The organism is Actinotalea sp. Marseille-Q4924 (assembly GCF_916618755.1).
Classification (GTDB): Bacteria; Actinomycetota; Actinomycetes; order Actinomycetales; family Cellulomonadaceae; genus Actinotalea.
In genome coordinates this window covers 1,162,287-1,187,362 of sequence record NZ_CAKAKB010000003.1, presented here as the reverse complement: position 1 = coordinate 1,187,362, position 25,076 = coordinate 1,162,287, and the positions used below count along the sequence as shown (strand labels likewise).

Sequence of the window (25,076 nt, the reverse complement as noted above, 5' to 3'; positions counted from 1 at the left end):
ATGAGCACACGAAAGAAGGACGAGGCCGAGCGCGCGGCCCGGCTGACCGAGATCCGCGAGCAGCAGCGCCGCGCCGAGCGTCGCCGCACGGCGCTGATCACCGGCGTCAGCGCACTGGTCGCCGCCGTGCTGATCGGCGTGACCGCGATCGTCATCGTCGGTGAGCAGCGGCGTCAGGCGGACGTCGCCGAGGCCGCGGCCGGGGACATCTCCGGGGTGCAGACGTTCACCGACCTGTCCGCGACCCATGTGCAGCAACCGGTCCAGTACGACCAGAGCCCACCGGTCGGTGGCGACCATGCCGGCGTGTGGGCTAACTGCGGCACGTACACCGAGCCGATCCCCAGCGAGCTGGCGGTGCACTCCCTGGAGCACGGCGCCGTGTGGATCACCTACAGCCCCGACCTGCCGACCGGGCAGGTCCAGCGGCTGACCGACCTGGCTCAGGGCAACGCCTACGTCCTGCTCAGCCCCTTCGAAGGGCTGACCGGGGAGCTGGTGGCCAGTGCCTGGGGCACCCAGCTGGCGCTGGAGACCGCGGACGACCCGCGCCTGGAGCAGTTCCTCGTCAAGTACCAGCAGGGCGAGCAGACCCCCGAGCCGGGCGCGCCGTGCACCGGTGGGGTCGACGCCTGATGGGCGTGGACAGTGGTGCTCGGCGCAGGATCCCCACGGCGGCACTGGTCATCCTGGTCGCCGCTGCAGTCGGGGCAGCCGGCATGGCGGCCGGTGCCGCCCTGACTGGTGGAGGGACCGCCGCCGCACGGCCGATGGACGGCTCGCCCGAGGCGGGCTTCGCCCGGGACATGCAGGCCCACCACGCCCAGGCGGTGCAGATGTCCGTCATGGTCCGCGACGCCACCGACGACCCCGAGGTCAGGTCGCTGGCGCTGGACATCATGCTGACCCAGCAGCAGCAGGCCGGACAGATGTACGGCTGGCTCGAGCAGTGGGACCTGCCTCAGGCCAGCCTCGACCCACCGATGCAGTGGATGAGTCACGCCGGCTCCGGGATGGCCTCGATGGGCCACGGCTCGGACGTGACACCGGCGCCCGGTTCTGCTGTGGTCATGCCTGGGATGGCGACCGACGAGGAGCTCCAGCAGCTGGACCAGGTCGTCGGGGTCGACGCGGAGACCCGGTACCTGGAGCTCATGGTGGCGCACCACCGGGGAGGTGTCGCCATGGCCCAGGGCGCCCTGGACCGGGCGGAGGACCAGGACGTGCGCCGACTCGCCCAGGCGATCGTCGACTCCCAGACCGCGGAGCTCGCGGTCCTCGAGCAGATGCTGGTCGAGCGTGAGTCCTTCCTCTAGGCCGACCGGCACCGCTGCCGCCAGGACGCCAGCGCCCGAGGCAACCGCGCCCGGGTCGAACTCGGCCACCGTGAGCGAGGCGCAGGCGCCTACGGACGAGGACGAGGTGCTCGCGACCCGAGCCGGAGTGATGGCGGTACCGCCGCGACCGACCGGTGGTGGAGCACCAGCTTGGGCGCGGTGGGCGTGGCGCACGCTGACGTCGATGCGCACCGCGGTGCTTCTCCTGCTCGCACTGGCCCTGGCTGCCGTGCCCGGGTCGCTGCTGCCCCAGCGAGGGGTCGCCTTCGACCCGGGCGCCGTAACCCGGTTCATCGGTGACAACCCGACGCTGGGGCCTTGGCTGGACCGCCTGGGGTTCTTCGAGGTGTACTCCTCACCCTGGTTCGCCGCGATCTACCTGCTGCTCATGGTCTCCATGACCGGCTGCGTCCTGCCCCGCGCCGCCCGGCTGTGGCAGTCCGTGCGCGCGGAGCCTCCGCGCGCACCGAGCAACCTGGCGCGCCTGGACGACCACCGCCGCGCCACGGTGACCGCGGAACCGGCCGAGGTCCTGCACGCCGCGGCCGCGCACCTGCGCGCCCGACGATTCCGGGTCGTGGTCGACGAGAACTCCGTTCGGGCGGAGAAGGGGTACCTGCGCGAGGTCGGCAACCTCGTGTTCCACCTCTCCCTGCTGGTCCTACTCTTCGGGGTGGCGATCGGGTCGCTGTTCGGCTTCGAGGGACGAGCGATCGTCGTGGAGGGCGCGTCCTTCACCAACACCCGACTGCAGTACGACGAGTTCACCCCCGGTCCCCTGACCGACGCCGAGGCGCTGACCCCGTTCTCCCTCACACTGGACGACTTCACCGCGGAGTTCGAGATGTCCGGCCCCCAACGCGGCAGCGCCCGGGACTTCCAGGCCGACGTGACCGTGCTGCGCACACCCGGCGGCGTCCCGCAGGACGTCACAGTCGAGGTGAACCACCCGCTGCAGGTCGAGGGAACCAAGGTGTTCCTCACAGGTCACGGCTATGCACCAGTGGTCAGCATCACCGACGGCCGCGGAGAGACGGTGTTTACCGGACCCGTCGTGTTCGTGCCCTTCGACGGCAACCTCTCCTCCGAAGGCGTGATCAAGGTCCCGGACGCCCAACCCACCCAGCTCGGGTTCGAAGGCTTCTTCCTGCCCACCGCCTCCGTGGACCCGGGCCTCGGGCCGCGTTCGCTCTACCCGGACCTGGTCGACCCCCAGCTGCTGCTCACCGCCTACACCGGGAACCTCGGTCTGGCCGACGGTGCACCGCAGTCGGTGTTCCGCCTCGATAAGGACGACCTGACCCAGGTGATGAACGGGGACCAGCCGTTCGCGCGCGCCCTGCGACCGGGCGAGTCGATGGTCTTGCCGGGCGGGCAGGGCACCTTGACGTTCGAGTCGGTCTCGCGGTTCGCGAACTTCCAGATCGCCCACGACCCGGGCAAGGAGATCGCGCTGACGGCCGCCATCGCCCTTCTGCTCGGCCTGACGGTGTCGCTGGCCGTGCGCCGACGCCGAATCTGGCTCCGCGTCGCCCATGCCCCTGGTGGTGGCGCGCCCACGGTGGACATCGCCACCTACGCCTTGACCCGCCGTGGAGCCGTCCCCGACGAGCTCTCCTCCGTGCTCGCGGCCCTGCCGGGCGCCGAACCGGACCCCACCGACGTGTCCATGCACGACAGAGAGGACTGACCGTGCCCACCCCGATCCTGGCCGAGCTCAGCGACCGGCTGATCTACAGCGCCATCGCCGTCTACGCCCTGGCGATGCTCGCCTACGCCTACCACGCGGCCCGACGCCCGCGGACCCTTGGACAAGGAGCCCGTGTCGCCGAGCCAGTCGCCGTGGGCGGACCTGCGACGTCCACGTCGTCGGCAACGACTTCAGCCGCCGTGAGCGGGCCCACTCCGGCGGCCCGCCGGCTGGACCGGGTCGCTGCTGCCCTGACCACACTTGCGTTCGTGCTGCACCTGGCCGGGGTCCTGGCCCGTGGCGTGGCCGCCGGCCGGGCGCCGTGGGGCAACATGTACGAGTTCACCGCCGCCGCCACCCTCGCGGCCACCGCGGCCTACCTGGTGTTCCTGCGACGTCAACCCGTGCGGGACCTCGGCGTGTGGATCCTCGCACTGGTCACCCTGAGCCTCGGCCTCGCTGTGACCGTCCTGTACACCCCGGCCGGGGACCTCGTCCCCGCACTGAACTCCTACTGGCTCGTCATCCACGTCGCCGCGGCGATCATCGCCGGCGGCGTCTTCACCGTCGGCGCCGCCGCCACCGGCCTGTACCTGCTACGCCGGCGGGCCGACGGGCGTGATGCAAGCGGGCAGGCGACCCGCGGCTACGCCGGGAGGCTGCCCGCGGCCGCCGCCCTGGAGCGCGTCGCCCACACCGCCCACCTCTTCGCCTTCCCCGTCTGGACGTTCGCCGTCCTGGCGGGTGCGATCTGGGCCGAGGACTCCTGGGGCCGGTACTGGGGGTGGGACCCCAAGGAGACCTGGGCCTTCATCACCTGGGTGCTGTACGCCGCGTACCTGCATGCCCAGTCCACGGCCGGGTGGCGCGGCACCAAGGCCGGGTGGCTCGCCCTCGCCGGCTACGCCGCGTTCTTGTTCAACTTCGTCGGCGTCAACCTGTTCATCACCGGCCTGCACTCCTATGCCGGCGTCTGACCGCCCGCCGGTGCCCCCAGAGTTGCCCGTCCCTGACAACGGAGAAGCGCCCTTGCTCCCTCTCCTGACACCGCCGGAAGCGGGGCACCTCGATATCCACGGCTCTCGGCCGGTGAGGGCAGCTGCCTCGCCGGTCCCGCACCGTACGGCGGTGGTCCTGGCGGCCCTGGGCGGATGGCTGACCAACATGGCGTTCCCCGACCGTGGCTGGTGGCCCCTGGCCTACGTCGGTGTCGCGCTCCTGCTTATCGCGCTGTGCGGCGCACGACCTGGCCGCGCGGCAGGAACCGGGCTGGTCTGGGGACTGTGCTTCTTCCTCCCGCATGTCGACTGGGCGGTCGAGGCCACCGGTTCGGTCCTGCCCTGGATCGCACTGAGCCTGTTCCAGGCGTCCTACGTCGCCGGATTCGCTGTGCTGTGGGCCTATGCGCAGCGGGCCGCGTGGGTTCGTGACCACCCGCCGGTGCGGGCCGCGACTGCGGCAGTGGTATGGGTGGCCGTGGAGCAGCTGCGCGGGTCGTGGCCCTTCGGCGGGTTCCCGTGGGGGTACCTGGCGTTCTCCCAGACCGATGCGCCGGCGCTGCGGCTGGCGCCCTACGGTGGTGAGATCCTGGTCTCCGCCGTGGTGGTCTGGTCGGCGCCGCGCTGGCAGCGTCCTGGCAGCAGGTGCTCACCGGGCATAGGGTGCCTGGTGTCGTGGTCGCCGCCGGGGCCGTCGCCCTGACGCTGGGCCCGGGGCTCCTTCCGGTCGATGCCGGGCAGGAGGCAGGGCGCCTTCGGGTTGGGGCGGTCCAGGGTGACGTGCCAGCCCAGGGTGCACACTGGGCCGATCAGGCCCGGCAGGTCACCGCCAACCATGCGCGCGGCACCGAACGACTCCTGGCATCGGCCGGGGCCGACCAGCTCGACCTGATCCTGTGGCCGGAGAGCGCGGCCGACATCGACCCGCGCGTCGATGCGGCCCAGGCCGCGCTCGTGGACGCCGCAGCAGCGGCCGCCGGGGCGCCGCTGCTCCTGGGGACCCAGCGGTTCCCCGACGGCCAGGACGTCCGCTTCAACGAGATGGTCGTGTGGCAAGCGGGTCAGGGTGCCCGTGGTGCCTACGCGAAGCAGCACCCGGTGCCCTTCGGGGAGTACGTGCCCTACCGCCGGTTCTTCCGCCAGCTCACCCCTCTGGTGGACCGGATCGCCACTGACATGGTGGCCGGTACCGCACCCGCGGTCACCACCATCCCCATCGAGCGCCTGGCGCGGTCCGTCCCCGTCGTGACGGGCATCTGCTTCGAGGTCGCCTACGCCGACATCATCGGCGAGGGCGTGCGCAGGGGCGGGGAGCTGATCGTCATCCCCACCAACAACGCCTCCTTCGGCCGGTCGCAGGAGTCGACCCAGCAGTTGGCGATGTCACGCTTCCGAGCCGCCGAGCACGCCCGGGCCACCATCCAGATCTCCACGGTCGGCGTCAGCGCGGTGATCATGCCCGACGGCGCGGTGGTGGAGCGCACCGAGCTGTTCACCGCCGAGGAGCTGGTCGCCGCGCTCCCGTTGCGTACCACGCTGACACCCGCAGCCCGCCTGGGGGCGATCCTCGAGCTGGGCGCGTACGTGCTGGCGGCAGCCGCCGTCACCGCCGGTGTCTTGAGGCGCACCCGCCCGCCGGGACGTCCGAGCAGGTCCGGCCCAGGCAGCGGGGGGTAACCGCGCTGATGCACACCCCGCCGCCTGCGGGCATCCTTGTGAGTCGCCGTCCTTGGGGCGCCGGAACTGCCGCTCAACGCCAGCGATGATCAGGAGGTCCCATGGTGTGGTTGTGGGTTCCCGGTCTGGTCATCGCAGCGTTCGTGGCGCGGTGGGGAGCCGAGCAGCTCGCGGCGCCGCTGAAGGCGGTGCGGATGCGGTACGGATTCACCGGAGCCGCAGGCGGGCCTCTCGTCGCGCTCGGGAGCGCCAGCCCGGACGTCGGGATCAACGCCGTCAGCGCGATCACCGGAACCGCCTCCATCGGGCTGGGCAGCATGCTGGGGTCCACCGTCGTCTCGATCCCGATCACCGTCGCGGTCGCCTACGCCGCCGTGCGCCGCAACCGCTCGCAAGGCGAACGCCCCGCCGAGGGGAACGGGCAGCTACGGGTGCAACGCGACGCCGTCTTCGTCGACGCGCTGCCCTACCTGGCGATCGTCGTACTGTTCGCCGTCCTCGTGCTGCCGCCCCCGTGGCGCGGACTGCAGCCCATCGACGGGCTCATCGCCGCCGCCGCCTACATCGTCTTCCTGCTCCAGGCGCTGCTCAGAGGCCGCGGCGGGGAACGCGGCGAGGTGTCGTGGTCGACCAGGAAGACATGGCTGGCCGTCGCAGGCGTACTCGCACTGGCTCTCGGCGCCTACGTCCTGGTCACCGGCACACGCCAGGTCGGCAACGCGCTGGGCCTGCAACCGATCGTCAGCGGCTTGTTCATCACGGCGTTCATGACCGCGCTGCCGCAGGTCTTCACGACCTGGTCGGTGGTCCGCACCGGACAAGTCACGAGCGGCGTCACGAGCGTCTTCGCCGACCACACCATGACCTTCACCCTCGCGGTGGTGCCGCTGGCCATCGTCGGCGTCCAGATCCGCGACCTGCTGCTTGTCGTCGTCGTCATGGGCTTCGTCGCGCTGATGCCGCTGCTGTTCTCCGTCCTGGCCCTGCGACGTGCGAGCACCTGTAGCTCGCCGATCGGTACGGTCGTCGACGACGAACGGGTGACCTGCAGGACCCCGGACATCCCGCCCCCGGACCAGGTCACCTCCCACGTCGTCGTGCCCGTCACCGTGTAGACGTCGCCCGGCTGCCCCGCCGAGGAGACGGTGTAGATGTGGTCGCACGTCGGGGACTTCACCTGACCGGGGATGAACGGGGTCCCGGGCCCCTCACAGCGCATCGTCGACCCGTCGCCCAGGGCCCAGTCGATCCACCGCGCTTCCGCCGTCGCGGTCACCGACAAGCCGGGGACCGACGCGGTTGCCGTGGTCGGACCCCAGGTCGTGGCGCCTTGCTCGGTCCACAGCCACAGCGGAATCCCGACCGTGCCGATCTCCTCGCCATCCAGTGGCGTGCGGATCGCCGGTCCCTCCAGCGCCATCCGCTCGACCGCCTTCTCGGCCAGCTGCGCCGGGTCCCCGCCGTACCCGGCCGGTGGGCCCGGTAGCCACGTCCAGCCACCGTTCGACCCCGGCGCTCCGAGCGGGTCTGCGCAGGAGACGTCGTAGATCGCGCCCTTGGGGAAGTTGCCTTCCCATACCGGGTCGGTACCCGGAGGCTGGGGCTCCCGGAATATGTAGTAGCAGGAGTCGCTCGCGTTGAACCAGCCCCACTCGTCATTCCAGCAAGGCACGACGTTGCCGGTGGCAGTCCTGCACTGCCCGTCGCTGATGGGTGTGGTCGGCGCGTTCGGGCCGGAGTTGCCAGGCGTTCCCGGGGTCTCCGCTTCGATCTCGCAGTTGATGATCGTGGGTGGACATTCGACGCCGGGAGCGGCGAGGGCAGGGGACGCGACGGTGACGATCAGGGACGCCGTGACCGCGAGGCAGCTCGCGACCCCCCTCAGCACGGCTCCTCCCGGTTCAGCGTCACCTCGCGGATGACCCAGCGACCGTCGTAGACGGTGGCCCACGCGTCGGCTGTCACTCGAGTGTTCTGGTTGGTTGCGGACGACGCGGGGTCGCCGGTCTCGCGATGGGTGAGGATCCAGTCGGTGGAGTCCACGCAGTCCACGACGTGCGCGGCCTGCTCGCCCTCGAGGACGAGTGATTCGACCGACGGCGAGATCATCGGCGCACCGACCATCTTGACGTCGTTCTGCTCGGCCCACAGCAGCGACTCCGCCAGGCCCGCTCTCGCCTTGTCGACGATGAAGCGATCGAAGTCCTGTGGCAGGGGAGCGAGGGGGTCGGCGAGCGCGGCTGCCGAGACCTCCCAGTAGGTGCGGTATGCCGCGAGCACGGCCGCCTCCGCCTCGGCCACGGCTGGGTCGACCGTGGCTGTCGGTTCAGCGGTGGGGGTTGGCTCCTGCGACGGGGGTGTCCTGAGCGTCGCCGTTGGCACCGGAGTCTGAGCGGGCGCGGCGACCGAGCATCCCCCTGCGCCCATGACGGCGGCGCACACCAGTGCCGCTGCGTACGGTGTCAGCCCTGTTCGTCTCGGCATGATTCCGTCCCCCTTGACGGTGCCCGATCTACGTCTCGTCCCCGCCGTGGGGACTCGACGTGAAAGTGCCCACTGTGACACGAGTAGCCCGGTTTGTGACAGACTCTGCGGCCAAGTCGTTCCCCGGCTGCTCTGCGACGTGATGGGTCTCATGCCACCAGGTGTGCGCCGCGGACCGAGAAGATGTGGCCGGCTCGGGCGCGGGCTGTGGAGGAGGTCAGCACGCGAGCCCCTGTGGACGGGAGCCGCGGGCGGCGAAGCAGCGCTGGGTCGGTGTGGGCAGCGTGCGCGAGCGCGTCGCGGCCATCGCCTCACGCAGCTCCACGGCGTGGATGATGTGCGGACCTTCGGCGATGAGCCGTGCGAGCAGGCCGGGGCGGTCGACCGACCCGCGCAGCAGGTACGTCAGCCTGCGTGCCTGCCACGGGGGCAGCGCGAGCCGGGCGGCGAGTGGCCGCCATCCCACGACGGTCGCGCCGCGGCCCAGCGCCTCATCCATGAGGGCCACCTCGGCGACGATCCGTCTCGCCTCGACGGCGTCCCAGCCGGCCTGGGTCAAGGCGTCGGCGGCCAACTGCAGCGCCGACGCCACGGGGGCTCCTGGCGCCGGCTCTGGCGGTGGGCTCGGGTCGGCCGTGTCGTAGCCGGACGCGAGAAGCGGCTCCAGGCGGATCGGCCGAGCGCGTCGTCCGGTGCGCTCTTCGGCGTTGTGCTCCCAAGCCCGTCGGGTCTCCGTGCCCCACCGGGCGGCGAGGACCTCGGCAAGGACGGCGCGCCGGGCGGTCTGCCAGATCACTCCCCACGGAGAAGTTGCGGAGCGCAGGTGGGGGTCGCACAGCTTGAGCCACACCGTCTCCCACGCGCTGGCCTCGGCCTGGGCCGCGGCGGTGCCGCGCAGGCCGATGTCGATCGTCAACGGTCGGATGAGCTCGTACCGGATCTGCGTCAGCAGATCGGTCGCGGGCTCGCTGTCCCAACCGTGCGCGTCCACAAGCGCGAGTGCGTCGAGAAGCCCCTGCCTGTCGCGGGTCACCCCCCGCTGCTCGCGGGCCGGCAAGACGCCGGCCGGTGTCGTGTTGTCGTGGGTCATCGTCGTCGCCTCCGGTCTCGAACGGACACCGAAGACGCTGCTCAGCGGCGATAGCCGTAGCGATGACGCGGACGAACCTGCAGGTCAGGCCCGATGACGGCACGAGGGCGCGGCGATGACGGAACGCGGAGCCATCGCCCGCGTCATCGCGACGGCTATGTCATCCCCAGGGGCGTCATCGCTCGCGCTAGCGGGTTTTCTGTCCCGTCATCGGTTTGGCTATCGGCCCTGAGGACCCTCGAGGGACCGACTCCGCTTCTGGGGGGACCATGGCCACCGAATCGATCCACCAGACCTCACCATCGACGTTCGTCACCGTCGCCGACGTCGCTCGGGACCTGCAGGTGACCGAGCGCTTCGTCCGTCAGCTCATCGCCAGCGGTGAGCTCCGGGCAGTGAAGGTCGGCACCCGCATCGTCCGCATCCGCCGCAGCGACGTCACGGCACTGCTGCGCCCGTTCGGCGGCGCAGCCTGAGCCGGTGGCACCCACGGCAGGTGCCTCGGAGCTCGGTCGCGATCCGCGCGCGATCGACTGGCCGGCTAGATCGGTGTGACCTGTCGTGCCGGCACCCACGCGTTCCACGGGGCCCTGTCACGTAGGTCCTGCTGGACGCAGACCCAGCCCGGCGCGCGGGCAATGGCGTAGAGCTGCAGGCGTACCCGATGGCCCCCGTACGTCACTACGTCGGCGACGCATCGGCGCGGGGGTTCGATCATCTGCGGACGCTGCGGCGGATCACCATGGGTGACCACCCACGAGGAGTAGTCGGCGTGCGGGCCGCGGTCCATGGGATCAGTGTGCGTCGCCCCGCTGACACGGGGGAGCTGGCGGCCCGGCAGGGTGTCGGCTGGCGCGCCGCGACGCGCAGCAGTCCCGGCCAACCCGACGGGCCAGCCACAGTGCGTGCCGTCCTGGCGAGAGGGTGTTGAGCAAGCGTCGAGGGTGGTGGAGGACCAGGCCGGGTATCGCCCGGTCACCACCGCCGCGGTCAGGTAGCGCTGTCGTCAGCGACCGCGCCATGAGCTGACCGGTTGGGGTTGCCGCCCACCGCAAAGTCTCGAACGGGAGATCGGCCTCCTGTGGCAGAGAGCCGTCGACAAAGGTGCCAGGACGGTGGGCTCTCGGCGTACAGTGAGGAGACGGGGCCGCTCCTTACCCGAGAGGCCTCTTCCACAGCCGAGCTGGTGAGGCCCGGTTGACGTCCGGACCGCAAGGTCCGCGCGGACCAGGCCGCCGCCCCTGAACAAGGCGGCGGCCTTCGGGATCGCGACATCCCTGAGTCGGACGCGGGCGACCTTCGCTCCACATTGGACAGCCCTCCACGTCGTCACCGAGTGGTCGTCCACCTCCCCGTGGCCTCTCCCAACGGATCAGGGGGCTCTCGCGCAGAGCGACGTGGTCGACGTTGCGAGGCAACCGACGTCACTGGGTCGGGTTGGTCCGCCGCGTGGTCGGCCGGTGCCGTCGCCCGGCGGCGATCGCTATCGGGGTTCCCGTCGGCGACCAGTGGACAGAAAATGGACACAAAGACGTCACGAGCGGGCTCGAGAAGAGGCGAAAGAAGTCGATACCCTCCAACCGCCACCGATGCCCGTTCGGACATCGGCCCTGCTCATCGACGAGACAAGACGAGGAAGCCCGCGAGATCTCGACCGCCGGTCTGGTCTAGAGCCAGCCCGGCCCCTTCAGGGGGTCAGGGGTTCGAGTCCCCTCAGCTCCACCCGAGGACGAGGGCGGGACACCGACACGGTGTCCCGCCCTCGTCGTCGAAGGGCCACGTCGGGGCGGAGACCCCGGGCGGTGGGACGGCGTCCGCCCAGCGGAGCGGGCTCGCCGGTCCGACATCCTCCGAACGCTCCTCGTGGGCACCGCGGCCCACGTGACGCCCGTCGCCCTGCTGCGCGTGACGGGGAGACGCACCCTGTCCACGCTGAACGCGTTCGGGGCCCGGTCTGTGGTGGACAAGGACGGCGCGCTCAGCGTCGTGACGACGTCCCGGGCCGGTGACCGCTGGGCCCTGGAGGCCGACGGGCGCGCGCCCGGCCTACGGGACTGACCGGGCGCCGGCCGTCCCGGCCGGCTCGGCGCGCTCCCGCGGACGCTCGAGGAAGTAGGCGCCCAGGGCGCCGGCGAGGGTCGCGAAGACCGCGACGGAGTACACGGCCAGGACGACCTCGAGGACGCGCGCGACGCCGTCGTCGGCGCCGAGCGGCTCCCCGGAGACCGTGGCGAGCGCGGCGGCGTGGAGGGAGTCCGCGTACGTCTCGTGGACGCCGACGAGGTACAGCAGCTGGCTCGAGGCGAGCACGACGACACCGGTGACGACGACGAGCCAGCCGATGCGGTCCGTCAGCAGGCGTCCCGCGGAGCGGGACCCGCGCACGGCGCTCGTGAGGATGCCGCCGACGCGGGCCACGCGGGCGGCCCGCCCGAGCCGGAGGAAGGACAGCGCCCGCGCGAACCGCAGGAACGGGACGGCGAGGAAGACCACCTGCCACCAGTTGCGGCGCCAGAACCGGCGCTGGTCCTTCGCGACCACGGCGCGCAGGACCAGCTCGGCGACGAAGACCGCCCACAGCACCCAGCCGAGCGCGCTGAGCCATGCCGTCGTGGTCGGGTCCGTCGCGAGGGTCTGCGCCAGGACGAGGAAGAGGAAGAGGACGCCGAGGGCGCCCATCGGACGGTCCAGCCGTCGGGCGAGCTCCTCGGCGCGCGTGACGGTGTCCGGCGCACCCGTCGACGGCGGGGTGGTCCGACCCGTCGGCGCCTCCGGCGCCGGTGGTGCGGTGAGCGGCGCACGCCGGTCGCGGTCCGGCTCGGTCCGGTCGGGCAGGGGTGTGGTCATGGTGCTCCCACCTTCGCGCGGCCCTCACGGGCACGCATGTCGGCCTGCCCGCGACCGGTCCGTTTTCGGCAGCGCGCCGGATGCGCGACGCTGGTCCCGAGATGACCACGACCGCACGAGGAGCCACCGCCCCGCCGTCGACGCGTGACGGCGTGGCGCCGGAGCGCCCCTCGGACCCCCGCACGGGGGGCGCGGTGGCCCGAGGATGGCGGCGCGCCCTGGCGCGGGCGTGGCGCCCGGTGTCGTGGCGTCGCGAGGTGCACCGGGCGGTGGCGGTCGCCGCCGTCCTCCTCGTGGCGGCGGCGTTCGGCGTGGCGACGGCGTCGGCGGACGGCAACCTCGGCCCGCACGCGGCCAGGTACGAGGTGACCCTCGACCACCGCGTGACCGTCGACCTCGGCCCGCTCGGCACCCTCGTGGTGGGATCACCCGCCCCGCTGACCCTCGGCGCCAGGGTGACCGTGCAGGAGATCCCGCGGGAGCTCACCGAGGTGCGGACGGCCTTCACCCTGGACGAGCTCGGGGAGGACCTCGACCGGTACGTGCAGCTGTTCAGCGCCCCGGAGGCGACGCTCCGGACGGCGGTGGACGCCCTCGTGGCCGACGCGGTCCGACGTGGCGCCCTGGCAGCGCTGGTGCTGGGGGGCGTCGTCCTCGCGGTGCGGGCCGCGCTCGGACCGGCCCGGCGAGCGGAGCTCTCCGCCTCCGCGCGGCGCCACGCGCCGCTGCTCGTCGCGGGCGCGACCCTGCCGGTGCTCCTCACCCTGACGACGACGTCCGGCGGGACGGTCCTCCCCGCCCGGCCGAGCCCCGGGCCGCCGTCGGCGGTGTTCGACGGCACGCCGCTCGAGGGCGCCGTCATCACGGGGCGGCTGGCGGGGGTCGTGGACACCTACGGCAGCCGCGTGGTCACCGCCTACCGGCAGAACGAGGCGTTCTACGACCGGGCCGCCGCCGGCGTGCGGACGGCCTGGGACAGGCAGCGGGTCGTCGACGCGGGCGTGCTGGCCGCCCGCGAGGCCGCCGGGATCACACCCGTGCCCGAGGAGGCGACCGTCTCCGCGGTCGTCGTCTCGGACCTGCACTGCAACGTCGGCATGGCGCGGGTGATCCGCGCCGTGGTCGAGGAGTCGGGCGCCGAGCTGGTCCTCAACGCCGGGGACACCACCATGAACGGGACAGCGGTCGAGACGTACTGCATCACGGCGTTCGACCAGGCGCTGCCGGCGGACGTCACGACCGTCGTGGCCGACGGCAACCACGACAGCGCCGACATCGCCGCGCACGAGCGGTCGCTCGGCTGGGCCGTGCTGGACGGCGAACCGGTCGACGTCGCGGGGATCCGGGTCCTGGGTGACGCGGACGTCCGCACGACGCGGGTCGGGGTGGGGACGCAGCAGGCAGGCGAGGAGTCGATCGCCGATGCGGCCGCCCGCCTGGCGGACGTCGCCTGCACCGACGGCGACGTGGACCTCCTGCTCGTCCACGACCCGCGGATGGGCCGCCAGGCCCTCGAGCGGGGCTGTGTGCCCGCGCAGGTGTCCGGGCACTACCACCGGCGCGTGGGGCCGGAGCGTGAGGTCGGCGGGGTGCGGTACGTCAACAGCAGCACGGCGGGCGCCGTCTCCGGCGAGCCGACGGTCGGCCCCCTCAACGGCGTCGCCGAGATCACCGTCCTGCGCTTCTCCCGGGAGACCGGCGAGGTCCTGGACCACCGCCTCGTGCGGGTCCTGCCCGACGGCGAGGTCACGGTCGGGTTCGCGCTGCGCTGGCCGGGGCCGCTGCCGCCCGCGCCCGAGCCGCTCGACCCGCGGGCGCCGCGATGAGCCAGGGTGCCGCGCTGAGCCAGGGTGCCGGTCCGGCCGGCTCCCAGGATCGGTGGCTAGCGTAGGGGCGCCCCCAGCGACCCACGCCACGACGACCCCTGCCCCCGAGAGGACCGACGTGCCCGACCACCCCCTGTCCGCACCGGTCCGCCCCGCCGCCGCGGGCCTCGTGACGGCGGTCCTGCTGACGGTCTGGAGCCTGCTGGCCGCGGCCCCGGCCGCCGCTCATGACCGGCTCCTCAGCAGCGACCCGGCCGACGGGGCGGTCCTGGACGCAGGTCCGGCTGCGGTGGTCCTCACGTTCAGCTCCGACCAGCTGCCGGTGGGCGCGGCGGTCGTCGTGCGCGACGCCGCGGGCACGGACCGCACGGACGGCACGCCGACCGTGTCCGGCCCGACCGTGACGCAGACGCTGCAGCCCTTGCCCGCCGGCGCCTACGCGGTCCAGTGGCGGTCGGTCTCGGCCGACGGCCACCCCATCGAGGGGGCGTTCGCGTTCGAGGTCACCGGGGGAGCGGGGGGCGACGAACCGGTCGCCCCGGCCGCGCCGACCGAGGAGCCGGGGGCGCAGGGCACTGACGACGACCCGCCGGCGGCCGAGGAGGCCGCTGCGGTCCCCGCGGAGGCGACGGGCGGCGAGGGGACGGCGTGGCGCGGCCCGGTGGTCGCCGTGGCCGGGGTGGTGGCGCTCGGGGCCGCGCTCGCCGTGGCGGTGCGCCGCTCGAGGCGGGACGAGGTGGCCCCGTGACGGGCACCGTGCAGGACGCGCCACCGGCGCAGGCCCCGCCGGAGCACGTCGTCCGGCGGCGGGTGCTCGTGACGCTGGGCGCGGTGCTCCTCGTCGTCGGGCTGCTCGCGGGCGGGCCCTGGGTGTACGCGCGCCTGTTCGCCCCGGACGCCCCGCCGCCGCTCGCCCTGCCGGAGCAGGCGCAGCCCGAGGCGGTCACCGTGGCCCCCGGGCCGCTGGACCTGGAAGGGACGTGGCGGCTGGACGAGACGTCCGAGGCGGGCTACCGCCTCCAGGAGGTGCTGTCCGGCCAGCCGGTGACGGTCGTCGGGCGCACCGCCCAGGTCTCCGGGTCCTTCACGGTGGACGGGGGTGTCCTGACCGCGGCCGAGGTCGTCGTCGACGTCGCCGCCATGACGACCGACGAGTCGGCCCGGGACGCGTACTTCCGCCGCGCCCTGGACACCAGCACCTACCCCCAGGCGGTGCTCCGGCTCACCGCACCCGTCGACGTGACCGCCCTCGCCGAGGCCGAGGAGGGCGTGCCGCTCGAGGTCCCCGCCGTCCTGGTGCTGCACGGTGTGGAGCGTCCGGTCACCGCCTCCCTCGTCGCGCAGCGCGCGGGCGGGACGGTGGAGGTCGCGGGGACCGTCCCGGTGGTGCTGGCCGACCACGGGCTGACGCCGCCCGAGCTCGGCTTCGTGACGGTGGAGCCGCAGGGCACCGTCGAGGTGCTCCTGCGCCTCACGCGCTGAGGCCGTCCGGCCCGCGGTCCCTGCGGCGGGTCCCGAGCCACTGCGGCAGGAGCTCCCGGGCCTGGCGCGCGGCCGACGCGCATGATGAGATTTCGGTGTGCCGAAACCTCGTCGGACGAGACGCGCGACCCTCGCGCTGGCGGTCGCCCTGCCGGCGCTCGCGGGCTGCGCGCCCGACGTGACGACGACGGCCGCGCTGCCGGGCACCGACGACGCCCGCCCACGGGTCGTCGCGACCTTCACCGTGCTGGCGGACATGGCCCGCGTCGTCGGCGGGGACGACGTGGTCGTGACCTCCGTGACGAAGCCGGGGTCGGAGATCCACGGCTACGAACCCACGCCGGACGACCTGCGCCGCGCCGTCGGCGCCGACCTCCTCCTCGTGAACGGCCTGGGCCTGGAGGACTGGGTGGAGCGGCTCGTCGACCCGCTCGGCCTGCCCACGGTGGTCCTCACCGACGGCATCGAGCCCGTGCCCATCTCCGGCAGCGAGGCGGTCAACCCGCACGCCTGGATGTCGCCGCGGGTGGGCGGGCACTACGTCCGGCGGATCGCCGAGGAGCTCGCGGTGCTCGACCCACCGCGGGCGGCCGACTACGCGGACCGCGCGGAGTCGTACGCGGCGCGGCTGGACGCGCTCCACGCCGAGCTGGTCGGCCGGCTGCGGGAGCTGCCCCGGGACCGGCGTGTGCTCGTGACGTGCGAGGGGGCGTTCTCCTACCTGGCGCGGGACGCAGGCCTGGAGGAGGCCTACCTGTGGCCGGTGAACGCCGAGCGGCAGGGGACCCCGCGCCAGGTCGCGGGCGTCGTCCTGACGGTCCGCGACCGCGGCGTGCCGGCGGTGTTCTGCGAGTCCACCGTCGCGCCCACCGCCCAGCGGCAGGTCGCGGCGGAGACCGGCGCGCGGTTCGGCGGGACGCTGTACGTCGACTCCCTCACCGGTCCCGACGGCCCCGCGCCGACCTACCTGGACCTGCTGCGGCACGACGTCGACGTGATCGTCGCCGGACTGACGGGACCGGCGGCGTGAGGCCCGGCGTGCTGCGCCGTGCGCTGCGACCGGGCCCCTCCGGCGACCGCACGCCGGTCGGTGTCGCCGCCCTGCAGGTCGCGGGTGTGACCGTGCGGTACCGGGAGGTCGTGGCGCTGGAGGACGTGCACCTCGAGGTGGGCGTGGGGGAGGCCTGCGGCCTCGTCGGCATGAACGGCTCCGGCAAGTCCACGCTCTTCCGCACCGTCGTCGGGCTGCAGCGGGCCGCGGCGGGGGAGGTCCGCGTGCTCGGGCGAGGCGTGGACCGGGCGCGCGCCGAGGGGCTGATCGGGTACGTGCCCCAGCAGGACGAGATCGACCGTGACTTCCCGGTGAGCGTCCGCGACGTCGTGCTCATGGGCCGCTACCACCGGATGGGCCCCACCCGCGCGCCCCGCGCCGGCGACGACCGCGCCGTGGCGGCCGCCCTCGACCGCGTCGGGCTCGCGGACCTGGCGGGCCGCAGGATCGGCCGCCTCTCGGGCGGCCAGCGGCAGCGGGTGCTGCTGGCGCGGGCGCTCGCGCAGGACGCGGCGGTGCTGCTCCTCGACGAGCCCTTCACCGGGCTCGACGTCACCTCGCAGGCCTCGGTCGAGGGCGTGCTCCGCGAGTTCGTGGCCGCCGGGGGCAGCGTGCTCGTCTCGACCCACGACCTCGCGTCGCTGCCTCAGCTCTGCTCGCGCTCGGTGCTGCTGCACCGCCGCGTCCTGGCGTCGGGGCCGACGGCGCAGGTGCTCACGCCGGAGAACCTGGCGCGGACCTTCGGCCTGGACGTGCCGGCGACGGGAGGCGCACCGTGACGGCCGTCCTGCGCCCGGTGGCCGACGCGGTCCTCGCCGCGTCCTCCGGCGCCTCCGCGGCCGTTCCCGCGTCCGTGTGGGACGTGCTGGCCGAGCCGTGGCAGTTCCAGTTCATGCAGCGTGCGCTGCTGGTCACCGTCGTCGCGAGCGTCGTCTGCGCGCTGCTGAGCTGCTGGCTCGTCCTCATCGGGTGGTCGCTCATGGGCGACGCCGTCGCCCACGCCGTCCTCCCCGGCGTCGTGCTGTCCTACCTCGTCGGGGCGCCCTTCGCGATCGGCGCCTTCCTCTTCGGGGTCGGTGCGGTGGCGCTCATCGGCGCGGTGCGCGAGACCACCCGGCTGAAGGAGGACACCGCGATCGGTGTCGTCTTCACGACCGTGTTCGCCGTCGGCATCGTGCTCGTCTCCACGACGCCGAGCCAGGTCGACCTGTCGCACGTGCTCTTCGGCAACGTCCTGGGCGTCTCCGACGCCGACGTGGTGCAGGTCCTCGTGCTCGCTGCGATCGCCTTCGCGGTGCTGGTGCTGCTGCGTCGGGACATCACCCTGTACGCCTTCGACCGCGTGCACGGGCACGTCATCGGCCTGCCCGTACGGCGGATCGGGGCACTGCTCCTGGGACTGCTGGCGGTCACCGTCGTCGTCGCGCTCCAGGCGGTCGGCGTCGTGCTCGCCGTGGCGATGCTCATCACCCCGGGCGCGACGGCGTTCCTCCTCACCGACCGCATCCAGCGCATGCTCGTCGTCGCCCCTGCGGTCGCGGTCGTCGCGGCGGTCGCCGGCACGTGGGGGAGCTACGTCCTCGACGTCGGCAGCGCCGGCCTCGTGGTCGTCTGCCAGGGCGCGGCGTTCGCCGTCGCGTGGCTGGTCGCCCGGCGCCGGGACCGTCGCGCCGCGGGTCTCGGCCGGCGACGGCGCGCCCCGGCTGCCCCGGCCGCTCGGGCCGCTCGGGCTGCCCCGGCTGCTCCGGGCGCGGAGGGTGCGCGACGCGCGGACGGTGTGCCGTGGTGAGGGACCCGGCGGTCGGGCGCGGCGTGTCCGCGACGCACGAGGACTACCTCAAGGCGGTCTGGAACGCCCAGGAGTGGGACCCGGCCCCGGTCTCGACGACGTGGCTCGCACATCGGCTGGGCGTCGGTGCCCCGACCGTCTCCGAGACCGTGCGGCTCCTCGCGCGTCGGGGGCTCCTGGACCACGAGCCCTACCGGGGCGTGAGCCTCACGCCCGCCGGACGCGCCGTCGCGGTGCAGGTCGTGCGGCGGCACCGCCTGCTGGAGACGTGGCTCGTCGAGCACCTGGGGTACGGCTGGGACGAGGTCCACGCCGAGGCCGAGGTGCTCGAGCACGCCGTGTCCGACCGGTTCGTGGACCGTGTCGACGAGGCACTCGGCCGGCCGGCCCACGACCCGCACGGCGACCCGATCCCGGCCGCCGACGGCTCTGTCCGCCGCCCACCCGCCGTGCGGCTCGCCGACCTGCCGGCGGGAGCGCGGGCCGTCGTCGTCCGGGTGTCCGACGCGGACCCGCGAGTGCTCCGGGAGTGCGCCGCCGACGGCGTCCGCCCCGGGGTCGTGCTCAGGGAGGGGCACCGCGTGAGCGACCGCGTCCGGGAGGCCGTGTGGGTGCGGCCGGCCACGCGCGGCTGAGGGGACGTGCAGGACGCGCCGTGGACCTCGACCGGCGTCATGGACGTTCCCGGGTTACGCTCCCGTAGGTTGGACCGTCGTTGCGACGGCGACCACCCACGACGGATGCGGAGTACTGGATGGACACGACCATCGCGGCGGGCACCGAGGCCCCCACCACGCAGGACGCCCCGGAGCGGGCGCCGCGGGAGAAGTCGGCACGGTCGCGTCAGACCGGCGACTTCACGGAGCTCGCCCGGACCGTCCAGGAGGCGGGCCTCATGCGCCGCCGGCACGGGTACTACTGGACCCGCTTCGTCGTCCTCACCCTGCTGCTCGTCGGACTGGGCGTCACCTTCGTCCTCATCGGGCAGTCGTGGTGGCAGCTGCTCGTCGCCGCCGCCCTCGCGCTCGTCCTCGGCCAGGTGATGTTCCTGGGCCACGACGCGGCGCACCGGCAGATCTTCGCCTCCGGGCGGTGGAACGACTGGGCCAGCCTCGTCATCGCCAACCTCTACGCGGGCATGAGCTACGGGTGGTGGCAGCACAAGCACAGCCGGCACCACGCCAAGCCCAACCAGGTGGCCGCGGACCCCGACATCGAGACCGGGGTCCTCGTGTTCACGACCGAGGACGTGCCCAAGGTGCGCACCGGCCTCGTCGGCTGGTTCGCCCAGCGTCAGGGCTGGTTCTTCTTCCCCCTGCTGCTGCTCGAGGGCCTCAACCTGCACATCTCCGGCGTCAGGACGATCTTCGGCCGCGGAGAGGTCAAGCGCCGCCCGGTGGAGATGGCCTTCGTGACGCTCCGCCTCGGCGGCTACCTCGCCCTCGTGTTCTGGGTCCTGCCGGTCGGGATGGCGTTCGCCTTCCTCGGCGTGCAGCTCGCTCTGTTCGGCCTCTACATGGGAGCGGTGTTCGCCCCCAACCACAAGGGCATGCCGATCGTCCCGAAGAACGCCCGCATCGACTTCCTGCGCCGGCAGGTGCTCATGAGCCGCAACATCCGCGGCGGGCGCCTCACGGACTGGTTCATGGGCGGCCTCAACTACCAGGTCGAGCACCACCTCTTCCCGAGCATGGCGCGTCCCCACCTGCGTCGTGTCCAGCCGCTGGTCCGGGAGTTCTGCGCGAGCCGGGGCATCCAGTACACGGAGACGTCACTCCTGCAGTCCTACGGGATCGTCGTGCGCTACCTCAACCGGGTGGGGCTCGCCGCCCGCGACCCGTTCCAGTGCCCGCTGACCCAGGAGTACCGCTCGGCCCGCTGATCCGACGACGACGACGCCCGGTCCCCTCGTGGGGCCGGGCGTCGTCGCGCGTGGGACGTCAGCGGCGCCGCCGCGTGCCCAGCACCGTGCGCGTGATCTCGCGGCCCAGCGTCGTGCCGACCGACCGCAGGAAGGCGTCGAGCGGGTCCGACCCGCGGGACCGGGCGCGGGTGGTCCCGCTCCTCGACGTGCCACCACGGGGCGCCGGCCGCCTCAGGTCCTTCTCGATCTCCTCGAGCTCCTGACGGCGGGTCTCGTCCTCCGCCGCCCGTCGGGCCTGCTCCGCGGTCGCCTCCGCCCGGGCGACGAGGAGCTCGTGGGCGGACTCCCGGTCGACCGGGGTCGCGTACCGCGCGTGCAGCGGCGACGCGGCGACGAGCGCGGCGAGAACGTCCGGCGCGGACGGGTCCATGGCGGACTGCGGCGCCCGCAGGCGCGTCCAGGCGACGGGGGTCGGTGCGCCCTTCTCGGACAGGACGGTGACGACGGCCTCGCCCGTGGAGAGCGTCGTGAGCAGCTCCTCGAGGTCGTACGCCGACCGTGGGTACGTCCGGACCGTCGCCCGCAGCGCGGCGGCGTCGTCGGGCGTGTGGGCGCGCAGCGCGTGCTGGACCCGCCCGCCCAGCTGGGCGAGGACGTCGTCGGGCACGTCCTTGGGGGTCTGGGTGACGAACCACACGCCCACGCCCTTGGAGCGGATGAGCCGCACGGTGTGCGTGATGCTGGCGAGCAGCTCCCGCGACGCGCCGGTGAAGAGCAGGTGCGCCTCGTCGAAGAAGAACACCAGCCGCGGCCGCTCGACGTCGCCCACCTCCGGCAGCTCCTCGAACAGGTCCGCGAGCAGCCACATGAGGAACGTCGAGAACAGGGCCGGCCGGTCCTGCACCGCGGGCAGCTGCAGGGCGGTGACGACGCCGCGCCCGTCGGCCGTCGTGCCGAGCAGGTCCGCGGTCTGGAACGCCGGCTCGCCGAAGAAGGTGTCGGCGCCCTGGGCCTGGAGGCCGGCCACCTCCCGCAGGATCACGCCGGCGGTCGCCGTGGAGATGCCCCCGATGGCGCGCAGCTCGGGCTTGCCCTCGTCGGAGACGAGGAACGCGATCGTCGAGCGCAGGTCCGCCAGGTCCAGGAGCGCCAGGCCCTGTGCGTCGGCCCAGTGGAACACCAGCTGCAGGCTGGACTCCTGGGTCGCGTTGAGGCCGAGCACCCGGGCGAGCAGCAGCGGGCCGAAGTCCGTCACGGTGGTGCGCACCGGGGTCCCGGTCCCGAGGCCACCGAGCGTGAGGAGCTGGACGGGGAACGCCGTCGGCTGCCAGGCCTGACCCACCTCGGCCGCCCGCCCCAGGAGGCGGTCCGACGGCGCGCCCGGCGTGGCCATGCCGGACAGGTCACCCTTGATGTCCGCGAGGAAGGTCGGTACGCCGGCGGCGGACAGCCCCTCCGCCATGAGCTGGAGCGTCCTCGTCTTGCCCGTGCCCGTCGCGCCGGCGACGAGGCCGTGCCGGTTCATCGTCGCCAGGGGGAGCCCGACGGGCGCCCCGGGCACCGCGCTCCCGTCCTCGACGAGGGCACCCAGCGCCAGGACGGGTCCTTCGCTGGAGTAGCCCGCGCGGACCTCCTCCGCCAGGCCGCTCAGCGCCGGGGCCGCGCCGGAGGGTGCGGCTGGGGTCGCCTCGGGCGCGCTCACGCCCGGTGCCGACGCCTCCGCGGCCGCCGTGGGCCGGTCCGTCCGCGCCTCCAGCGCGGCGGCCTGCGCCTCGGCCGCCTCGGCTGCGGCCTCGGCGGCGGCCGCGCGCGCCTCCGCGGCCTCCGCGCGCGCCTGCGCCGCGGCCAGCCGGGCCTCGAGGACAGCAGCGTCGGGGGCCGGGGCGTCGTCGTCCATGGGGTGAGCGTACGAGCACCGGGTCGCCGCCCCGCGTGACCGGGCGTCCGCCGGGTGTCGCCCCGGCGAAATGCGTCGTCCCGCCCGTCACCTGCGGCAGTAGCCTGGCGCGGTGACCACGCAGGACGCCGCACGCACCGACCGCCCGACCGAGACGCCCTTCCGCTACACCGCCGAGCTCGCCGCCGAGATCGAGCAGCGGTGGCAGGACAGGTGGGACGCCGAGGGGACCTTCCACACGCCCAACCCGAGCGGAGGTCTCGCGGGCGAGGGCGTCGCCGCGGGCGGCTCGTCCTTCTTCATCATGGACATGTTCCCGTACCCCTCGGGAGCGGGGCTGCACGTGGGGCACCCCCTGGGCTACATCGCGACGGACGTCGTGGGGCGGCACCGCCGCATGTGCGGCGACAACGTCCTGCACGCCCTGGGGTACGACGCCTTCGGCCTGCCCGCCGAGCAGTACGCCGTCCAGACCGGCCAGCACCCGCGGGTCACGACCGAGGCGAACATCGCGAACATGCGCCGCCAGCTGCGGCGTCTGGGCCTCGCGCACGACCCCCGCCGCACGTTCGCGACGACCGACAGCGACTACGTGCGCTGGACCCAGTGGATCTTCCTGCAGATCTTCGACGCGTGGTACGACGCCGACGCCGAGCGGCCCGACGGGGGTCGCGGGCGGGCCCGCCACGTCGCGGACCTGGTCGCCGGCTACGAGGCGGGGGAGCGAGCCCTGCCCGAGGAGTGGTCCGGGCGGCCGTGGTCGGACCTGGACGCCGTGGAGCGCCGCCGCGTCGTCGACGCGCAGCGCCTGGCGTACGTCTCCGAGACCCCGGTCAACTGGTGCCCCGGCCTGGGCACGGTGCTGGCGAACGAGGAGGTCACGGTCGACGGTCGCTCGGAGCGGGGCAACTACCCCGTCTTCAAGCGCAACCTGCGGCAGTGGAACATGCGGATCACCGCCTACGCGGACCGTCTCGCCGAGGACCTGGACCTCATCGACTGGCCCGAGAAGGTCCGCGCCATGCAGCGCAACTGGATCGGTCGCTCGGAGGGTGCGCGCGTCACGTTCGACGTCATCGGCGGCGCCGCGGTCGAGGTGTTCACCACGCGTCCCGACACGCTGTTCGGCGCGACGTTCATGGTGGTCGCGCCGGAGCACCCCTTGCTGGACGAGGTGCCGCAAGAGTGGCCCGACGGCACCCACCGCGCGTGGACCGGCGGGCACGACCACCCGACCGCCGCCGTCGCGGCGTACCGCGTCGAGGCGGCCGCGAAGTCGGCGGTCGAGCGGCAGGCGGACGCGGGCCGCAAGACGGGCGTCTTCACGGGGCACCTCGCCATCAACCCGGTCAACCACGAGCTGATCCCCGTGTTCACCGCGGACTACGTGCTCACGGGTTACGGCACCGGCGCGATCATGGCCGTCCCGGGGGGTGACGAGCGTGACTTCGCCTTCGCGCAGGCCTACGAGCTGCCCGTGGTGCACACGGTGCAGCCGCCCGAGGGTCACGAGGGGGCGTGGACCGGCGACGGCGTCGTCGTGAGCTCCTCCAGCGACCTGCTGTCGCTCGACGGGCTGGACGTGCCCACCGCGAAGAGCCGCATGATCACCTGGTTGGAGGACGAGGGTTACGGCACCGGCACGGTGACGTACCGCCTGCGCGACTGGCTGTTCAGCCGGCAGCGCTACTGGGGCGAGCCGTTCCCGATCGTCTACGACGAGCACGACCTGCCCGTCGGCGTGCCCGAGAGCCTCCTTCCGGTCGACCTGCCGGACGTCCCGGACTACTCACCGCGCACCTACGACCCGCAGGACGCCCACTCGACGCCGGAGCCGCCGCTCGGGCGGAACGAGGACTGGGTGCGGGTCACGCTGGACCTCGGCGACGGGCCGAAGGAGTACCGCCGCGACACCAACACCATGCCCAACTGGGCCGGGTCGTGCTGGTACTACCTCAACTACCTCGACCCGGGGCGCCGGGACGTCGTCGTCGACCCGGACCTGGAGCGGTACTGGATGGGCCCGGGCCACAACGGGACCGTGGGAGTCGCCGGTGGCGTCGACCTCTACGTCGGTGGCGTCGAGCACGCCGTGCTCCACCTGCTGTACGCGCGCTTCTGGCACAAGGTGCTGCACGACCTGGGTCACGTGTCCAGCCGCGAGCCGTTCCACCGCCTGTTCAACCAGGGCTACATCCAGGCGTACGCCTACGTCGACGACCGCGGCCAGTACGTGCCGGCGGGCGAGGTCGAGGAGGAGACCGCGCCGGACGGCGCCGTCCGCTGGACCTGGCGCGGCCAGGAGGTGCAGCGCGAGTACGGGAAGATGGGCAAGTCGCTGAAGAACGTCGTGACGCCGGACGACATGTACGAGGCGTACGGCGCCGACACCTTCCGCGTGTACGAGATGTCGATGGGCCCGCTGGACCTGTCGCGGCCCTGGGAGACGCGGGCCGTCGTCGGCTCGCAGCGCTTCCTGCAGCGGCTGTGGCGGAACGTCGTCGACGAGACGACGGGTCGGACCGTCGTGGCGGACGTCGAGCCGGACGAGGAGACGCGGCGCGTCCTGCACCGGACGATCGCCGACGTCCGCACCGAGATGGAGGGCATGCGGTTCAACACCGCGGTCGCCCGGCTCATCGTGCTCAACAACCACCTGACGTCGCTGGACGAGGTGCCGCGGGCGGTCGCCGAGGCGCTCGTCCTCATGGTCGCGCCGATCGCGCCCCACATCGCCGAGGAGCTGTGGTCGAGGCTCGGGCACGCCGCGAGCCTCGCACGCGAGCCGTTCCCCGAGGCCGACCCGAGGTACCTCGTCGAGGAGACCGTGACCTGCGTGGTCCAGGTCCAGGGCAAGGTCCGCGACCGCATCGAGGTGCCCGCGGACATCGCCGAGGACGACCTGCGCGAGCGCGCCCTCGCCACGGCGGGCGCGCAGCGCGCCCTCGCCGGCCGCGACGTGCGCACGGTGGTCGTGCGTGCGCCGCGCCTGGTCAACGTCGTCCCCGCCTGACCGGGAGGATCCCCAGACCCCGGGGGCCGTG

General features: G+C 73.4%; 22 protein-coding genes. 18 read left to right on the top strand and 4 right to left on the bottom strand.

Annotated elements, in window-relative coordinates; all coding sequences use genetic code 11:
* The 7 genes from LG379_RS12250 (at position 1) to LG379_RS12220 (ending at position 6,817) form a co-directional block, all read left to right on the top strand.
* A complete protein-coding gene (locus LG379_RS12250) occupies positions 1-636 on the top strand; it encodes a DUF3105 domain-containing protein (RefSeq protein WP_225754801.1) in 636 nt (211 codons plus the stop codon).
* Positions 636-1,316 carry a DUF305 domain-containing protein gene (locus tag LG379_RS12245; protein WP_225754800.1) on the top strand — a complete coding sequence of 227 codons (681 nt, stop codon included), beginning with the start codon at positions 636-638 and terminating at the stop codon, positions 1,314-1,316. Before LG379_RS12250 ends, LG379_RS12245 begins: the two co-directional genes overlap by 1 nt.
* A 205-nt stretch (positions 1,317-1,521) precedes the next feature.
* A complete protein-coding gene (locus LG379_RS12240; RefSeq protein ID WP_225754799.1) occupies positions 1,522-3,027 on the top strand; it encodes a cytochrome c biogenesis protein ResB in 1,506 nt (501 codons plus the stop codon).
* A gap of 2 nt (positions 3,028-3,029) precedes the next feature.
* Positions 3,030-4,004 carry a c-type cytochrome biogenesis protein CcsB gene (gene ccsB / locus LG379_RS12235; RefSeq protein WP_225754798.1) on the top strand — a complete coding sequence of 325 codons (975 nt, stop codon included), beginning with the start codon at positions 3,030-3,032 and terminating at the stop codon, positions 4,002-4,004.
* A 151-nt stretch (positions 4,005-4,155) separates the two neighbouring features.
* The gene (locus LG379_RS12230; protein WP_225754797.1) at positions 4,156-4,728 is read left to right on the top strand and encodes a hypothetical protein; all 573 of its coding nucleotides are present in this window, start codon (positions 4,156-4,158) and stop codon (positions 4,726-4,728) included.
* Positions 4,671-5,702 carry an apolipoprotein N-acyltransferase gene (lnt, locus tag LG379_RS12225; protein ID WP_370634506.1) on the top strand — a complete coding sequence of 344 codons (1,032 nt, stop codon included), beginning with the start codon at positions 4,671-4,673 and terminating at the stop codon, positions 5,700-5,702. Before LG379_RS12230 ends, lnt begins: the two co-directional genes overlap by 58 nt.
* 101 nt (positions 5,703-5,803) lie before the next feature.
* The gene (locus LG379_RS12220; protein ID WP_225754796.1) at positions 5,804-6,817 is read left to right on the top strand and encodes a sodium:calcium antiporter; all 1,014 of its coding nucleotides are present in this window, start codon (positions 5,804-5,806) and stop codon (positions 6,815-6,817) included.
* 766 nt (positions 6,818-7,583) lie between these two features.
* Here the strand turns inward: LG379_RS12220 and LG379_RS12215 are convergent.
* Positions 7,584-8,003: a hypothetical protein gene (locus tag LG379_RS12215; protein ID WP_225754795.1), complete on the bottom strand. Its 420-nt coding sequence runs from the start codon at positions 8,001-8,003 to the stop codon at positions 7,584-7,586.
* Between the two features lie 400 nt (positions 8,004-8,403).
* Positions 8,404-9,219 carry a hypothetical protein gene (locus LG379_RS12210; protein WP_225754794.1) on the bottom strand — a complete coding sequence of 272 codons (816 nt, stop codon included), beginning with the start codon at positions 9,217-9,219 and terminating at the stop codon, positions 8,404-8,406.
* 326 nt (positions 9,220-9,545) lie between these two features.
* Between LG379_RS12210 and LG379_RS12205 the strand changes: the two genes are divergently transcribed.
* Both LG379_RS12205 and LG379_RS12200 read left to right on the top strand, forming a co-directional pair.
* Positions 9,546-9,752 carry a helix-turn-helix domain-containing protein gene (locus LG379_RS12205; RefSeq protein ID WP_225754793.1) on the top strand — a complete coding sequence of 69 codons (207 nt, stop codon included), beginning with the start codon at positions 9,546-9,548 and terminating at the stop codon, positions 9,750-9,752.
* Between the two features lie 1,405 nt (positions 9,753-11,157).
* Entirely contained in the window at positions 11,158-11,334 is a 177-nt protein-coding gene (locus tag LG379_RS12200) for a hypothetical protein (RefSeq protein ID WP_225754792.1), read from the top strand.
* Here the strand turns inward: LG379_RS12200 and LG379_RS12195 are convergent.
* Complete coding sequence (locus tag LG379_RS12195; protein ID WP_225754791.1) at positions 11,323-12,123, bottom strand: hypothetical protein; 801 nt, start codon at positions 12,121-12,123, stop codon at positions 11,323-11,325. The genes LG379_RS12200 and LG379_RS12195 overlap by 12 nt on opposite strands.
* Positions 12,124-12,224: 101 nt before the next feature.
* Between LG379_RS12195 and LG379_RS12190 the strand changes: the two genes are divergently transcribed.
* The 8 genes from LG379_RS12190 to LG379_RS12155 all read left to right on the top strand — a co-directional run bounded on the left by LG379_RS12190 (position 12,225) and on the right by LG379_RS12155 (position 20,153).
* The gene (locus tag LG379_RS12190; protein ID WP_225754790.1) at positions 12,225-13,949 is read left to right on the top strand and encodes a metallophosphoesterase family protein; all 1,725 of its coding nucleotides are present in this window, start codon (positions 12,225-12,227) and stop codon (positions 13,947-13,949) included.
* Between the two features lie 118 nt (positions 13,950-14,067).
* Positions 14,068-14,697 (top strand): copper resistance CopC family protein, encoded by a 630-nt coding sequence (locus LG379_RS12185; protein WP_225754789.1) that lies wholly within the window; start codon positions 14,068-14,070, stop codon positions 14,695-14,697.
* On the top strand, positions 14,694-15,431 hold the full coding sequence (locus LG379_RS12180) for a YceI family protein (protein WP_225754788.1): 738 nt from the start codon (positions 14,694-14,696) through the stop codon (positions 15,429-15,431). Before LG379_RS12185 ends, LG379_RS12180 begins: the two co-directional genes overlap by 4 nt.
* Before the next feature lie 97 nt (positions 15,432-15,528).
* Positions 15,529-16,461 (top strand): metal ABC transporter substrate-binding protein, encoded by a 933-nt coding sequence (locus LG379_RS12175; protein ID WP_225754787.1) that lies wholly within the window; start codon positions 15,529-15,531, stop codon positions 16,459-16,461.
* The gene (locus LG379_RS12170; RefSeq protein WP_225754786.1) at positions 16,458-17,261 is read left to right on the top strand and encodes a metal ABC transporter ATP-binding protein; all 804 of its coding nucleotides are present in this window, start codon (positions 16,458-16,460) and stop codon (positions 17,259-17,261) included. Before LG379_RS12175 ends, LG379_RS12170 begins: the two co-directional genes overlap by 4 nt.
* Before the next feature lie 113 nt (positions 17,262-17,374).
* The gene (locus tag LG379_RS12165; RefSeq protein ID WP_225754960.1) at positions 17,375-18,271 is read left to right on the top strand and encodes a metal ABC transporter permease; all 897 of its coding nucleotides are present in this window, start codon (positions 17,375-17,377) and stop codon (positions 18,269-18,271) included.
* The gene (locus LG379_RS12160) at positions 18,268-18,906 is read left to right on the top strand and encodes a metal-dependent transcriptional regulator (protein WP_225754785.1); all 639 of its coding nucleotides are present in this window, start codon (positions 18,268-18,270) and stop codon (positions 18,904-18,906) included. Before LG379_RS12165 ends, LG379_RS12160 begins: the two co-directional genes overlap by 4 nt.
* Before the next feature lie 119 nt (positions 18,907-19,025).
* Positions 19,026-20,153, top strand: a complete 1,128-nt coding sequence (locus LG379_RS12155) for a fatty acid desaturase (RefSeq protein WP_370634504.1) — start codon at positions 19,026-19,028, stop codon at positions 20,151-20,153.
* Between the two features lie 58 nt (positions 20,154-20,211).
* On the opposite strand, the gene LG379_RS12150 is transcribed toward LG379_RS12155, so the two are convergent.
* Positions 20,212-22,032, bottom strand: a complete 1,821-nt coding sequence (locus tag LG379_RS12150) for a helicase HerA-like domain-containing protein (RefSeq protein ID WP_225754784.1) — start codon at positions 22,030-22,032, stop codon at positions 20,212-20,214.
* A 112-nt stretch (positions 22,033-22,144) separates the two neighbouring features.
* Between LG379_RS12150 and leuS the strand changes: the two genes are divergently transcribed.
* Positions 22,145-25,045 carry a leucine--tRNA ligase gene (leuS, locus tag LG379_RS12145; protein ID WP_225754783.1) on the top strand — a complete coding sequence of 967 codons (2,901 nt, stop codon included), beginning with the start codon at positions 22,145-22,147 and terminating at the stop codon, positions 25,043-25,045.
* Positions 25,046-25,076: the final 31 nt, after the last annotated feature.

Bases quoted from the DNA above. Each gene is read 5' to 3' on its own strand.
- LG379_RS12250 (WP_225754801.1), top strand. From the start codon at position 1: ATGAGCACACGAAAGAAGGACGAGGCCGAGCGCGCGGCCCGGCTGACC.
- LG379_RS12245 (WP_225754800.1), top strand. From the start codon at position 636: ATGGGCGTGGACAGTGGTGCTCGGCGCAGGATCCCCACGGCGGCACTG.
- LG379_RS12240 (WP_225754799.1), top strand. From the start codon at position 1,522: ATGCGCACCGCGGTGCTTCTCCTGCTCGCACTGGCCCTGGCTGCCGTG.
- LG379_RS12220 (WP_225754796.1), top strand. From the start codon at position 5,804: ATGGTGTGGTTGTGGGTTCCCGGTCTGGTCATCGCAGCGTTCGTGGCG.
- LG379_RS12205 (WP_225754793.1), top strand. From the start codon at position 9,546: ATGGCCACCGAATCGATCCACCAGACCTCACCATCGACGTTCGTCACC.
- LG379_RS12195 (WP_225754791.1), bottom strand. From the start codon at position 12,123: ATGACCACACCCCTGCCCGACCGGACCGAGCCGGACCGCGACCGGCGT.
- LG379_RS12190 (WP_225754790.1), top strand. From the start codon at position 12,225: ATGACCACGACCGCACGAGGAGCCACCGCCCCGCCGTCGACGCGTGAC.
- LG379_RS12165 (WP_225754960.1), top strand. From the start codon at position 17,375: ATGCAGCGTGCGCTGCTGGTCACCGTCGTCGCGAGCGTCGTCTGCGCG.
- LG379_RS12155 (WP_370634504.1), top strand. From the start codon at position 19,026: ATGGACACGACCATCGCGGCGGGCACCGAGGCCCCCACCACGCAGGAC.
- LG379_RS12150 (WP_225754784.1), bottom strand. From the start codon at position 22,032: ATGGACGACGACGCCCCGGCCCCCGACGCTGCTGTCCTCGAGGCCCGG.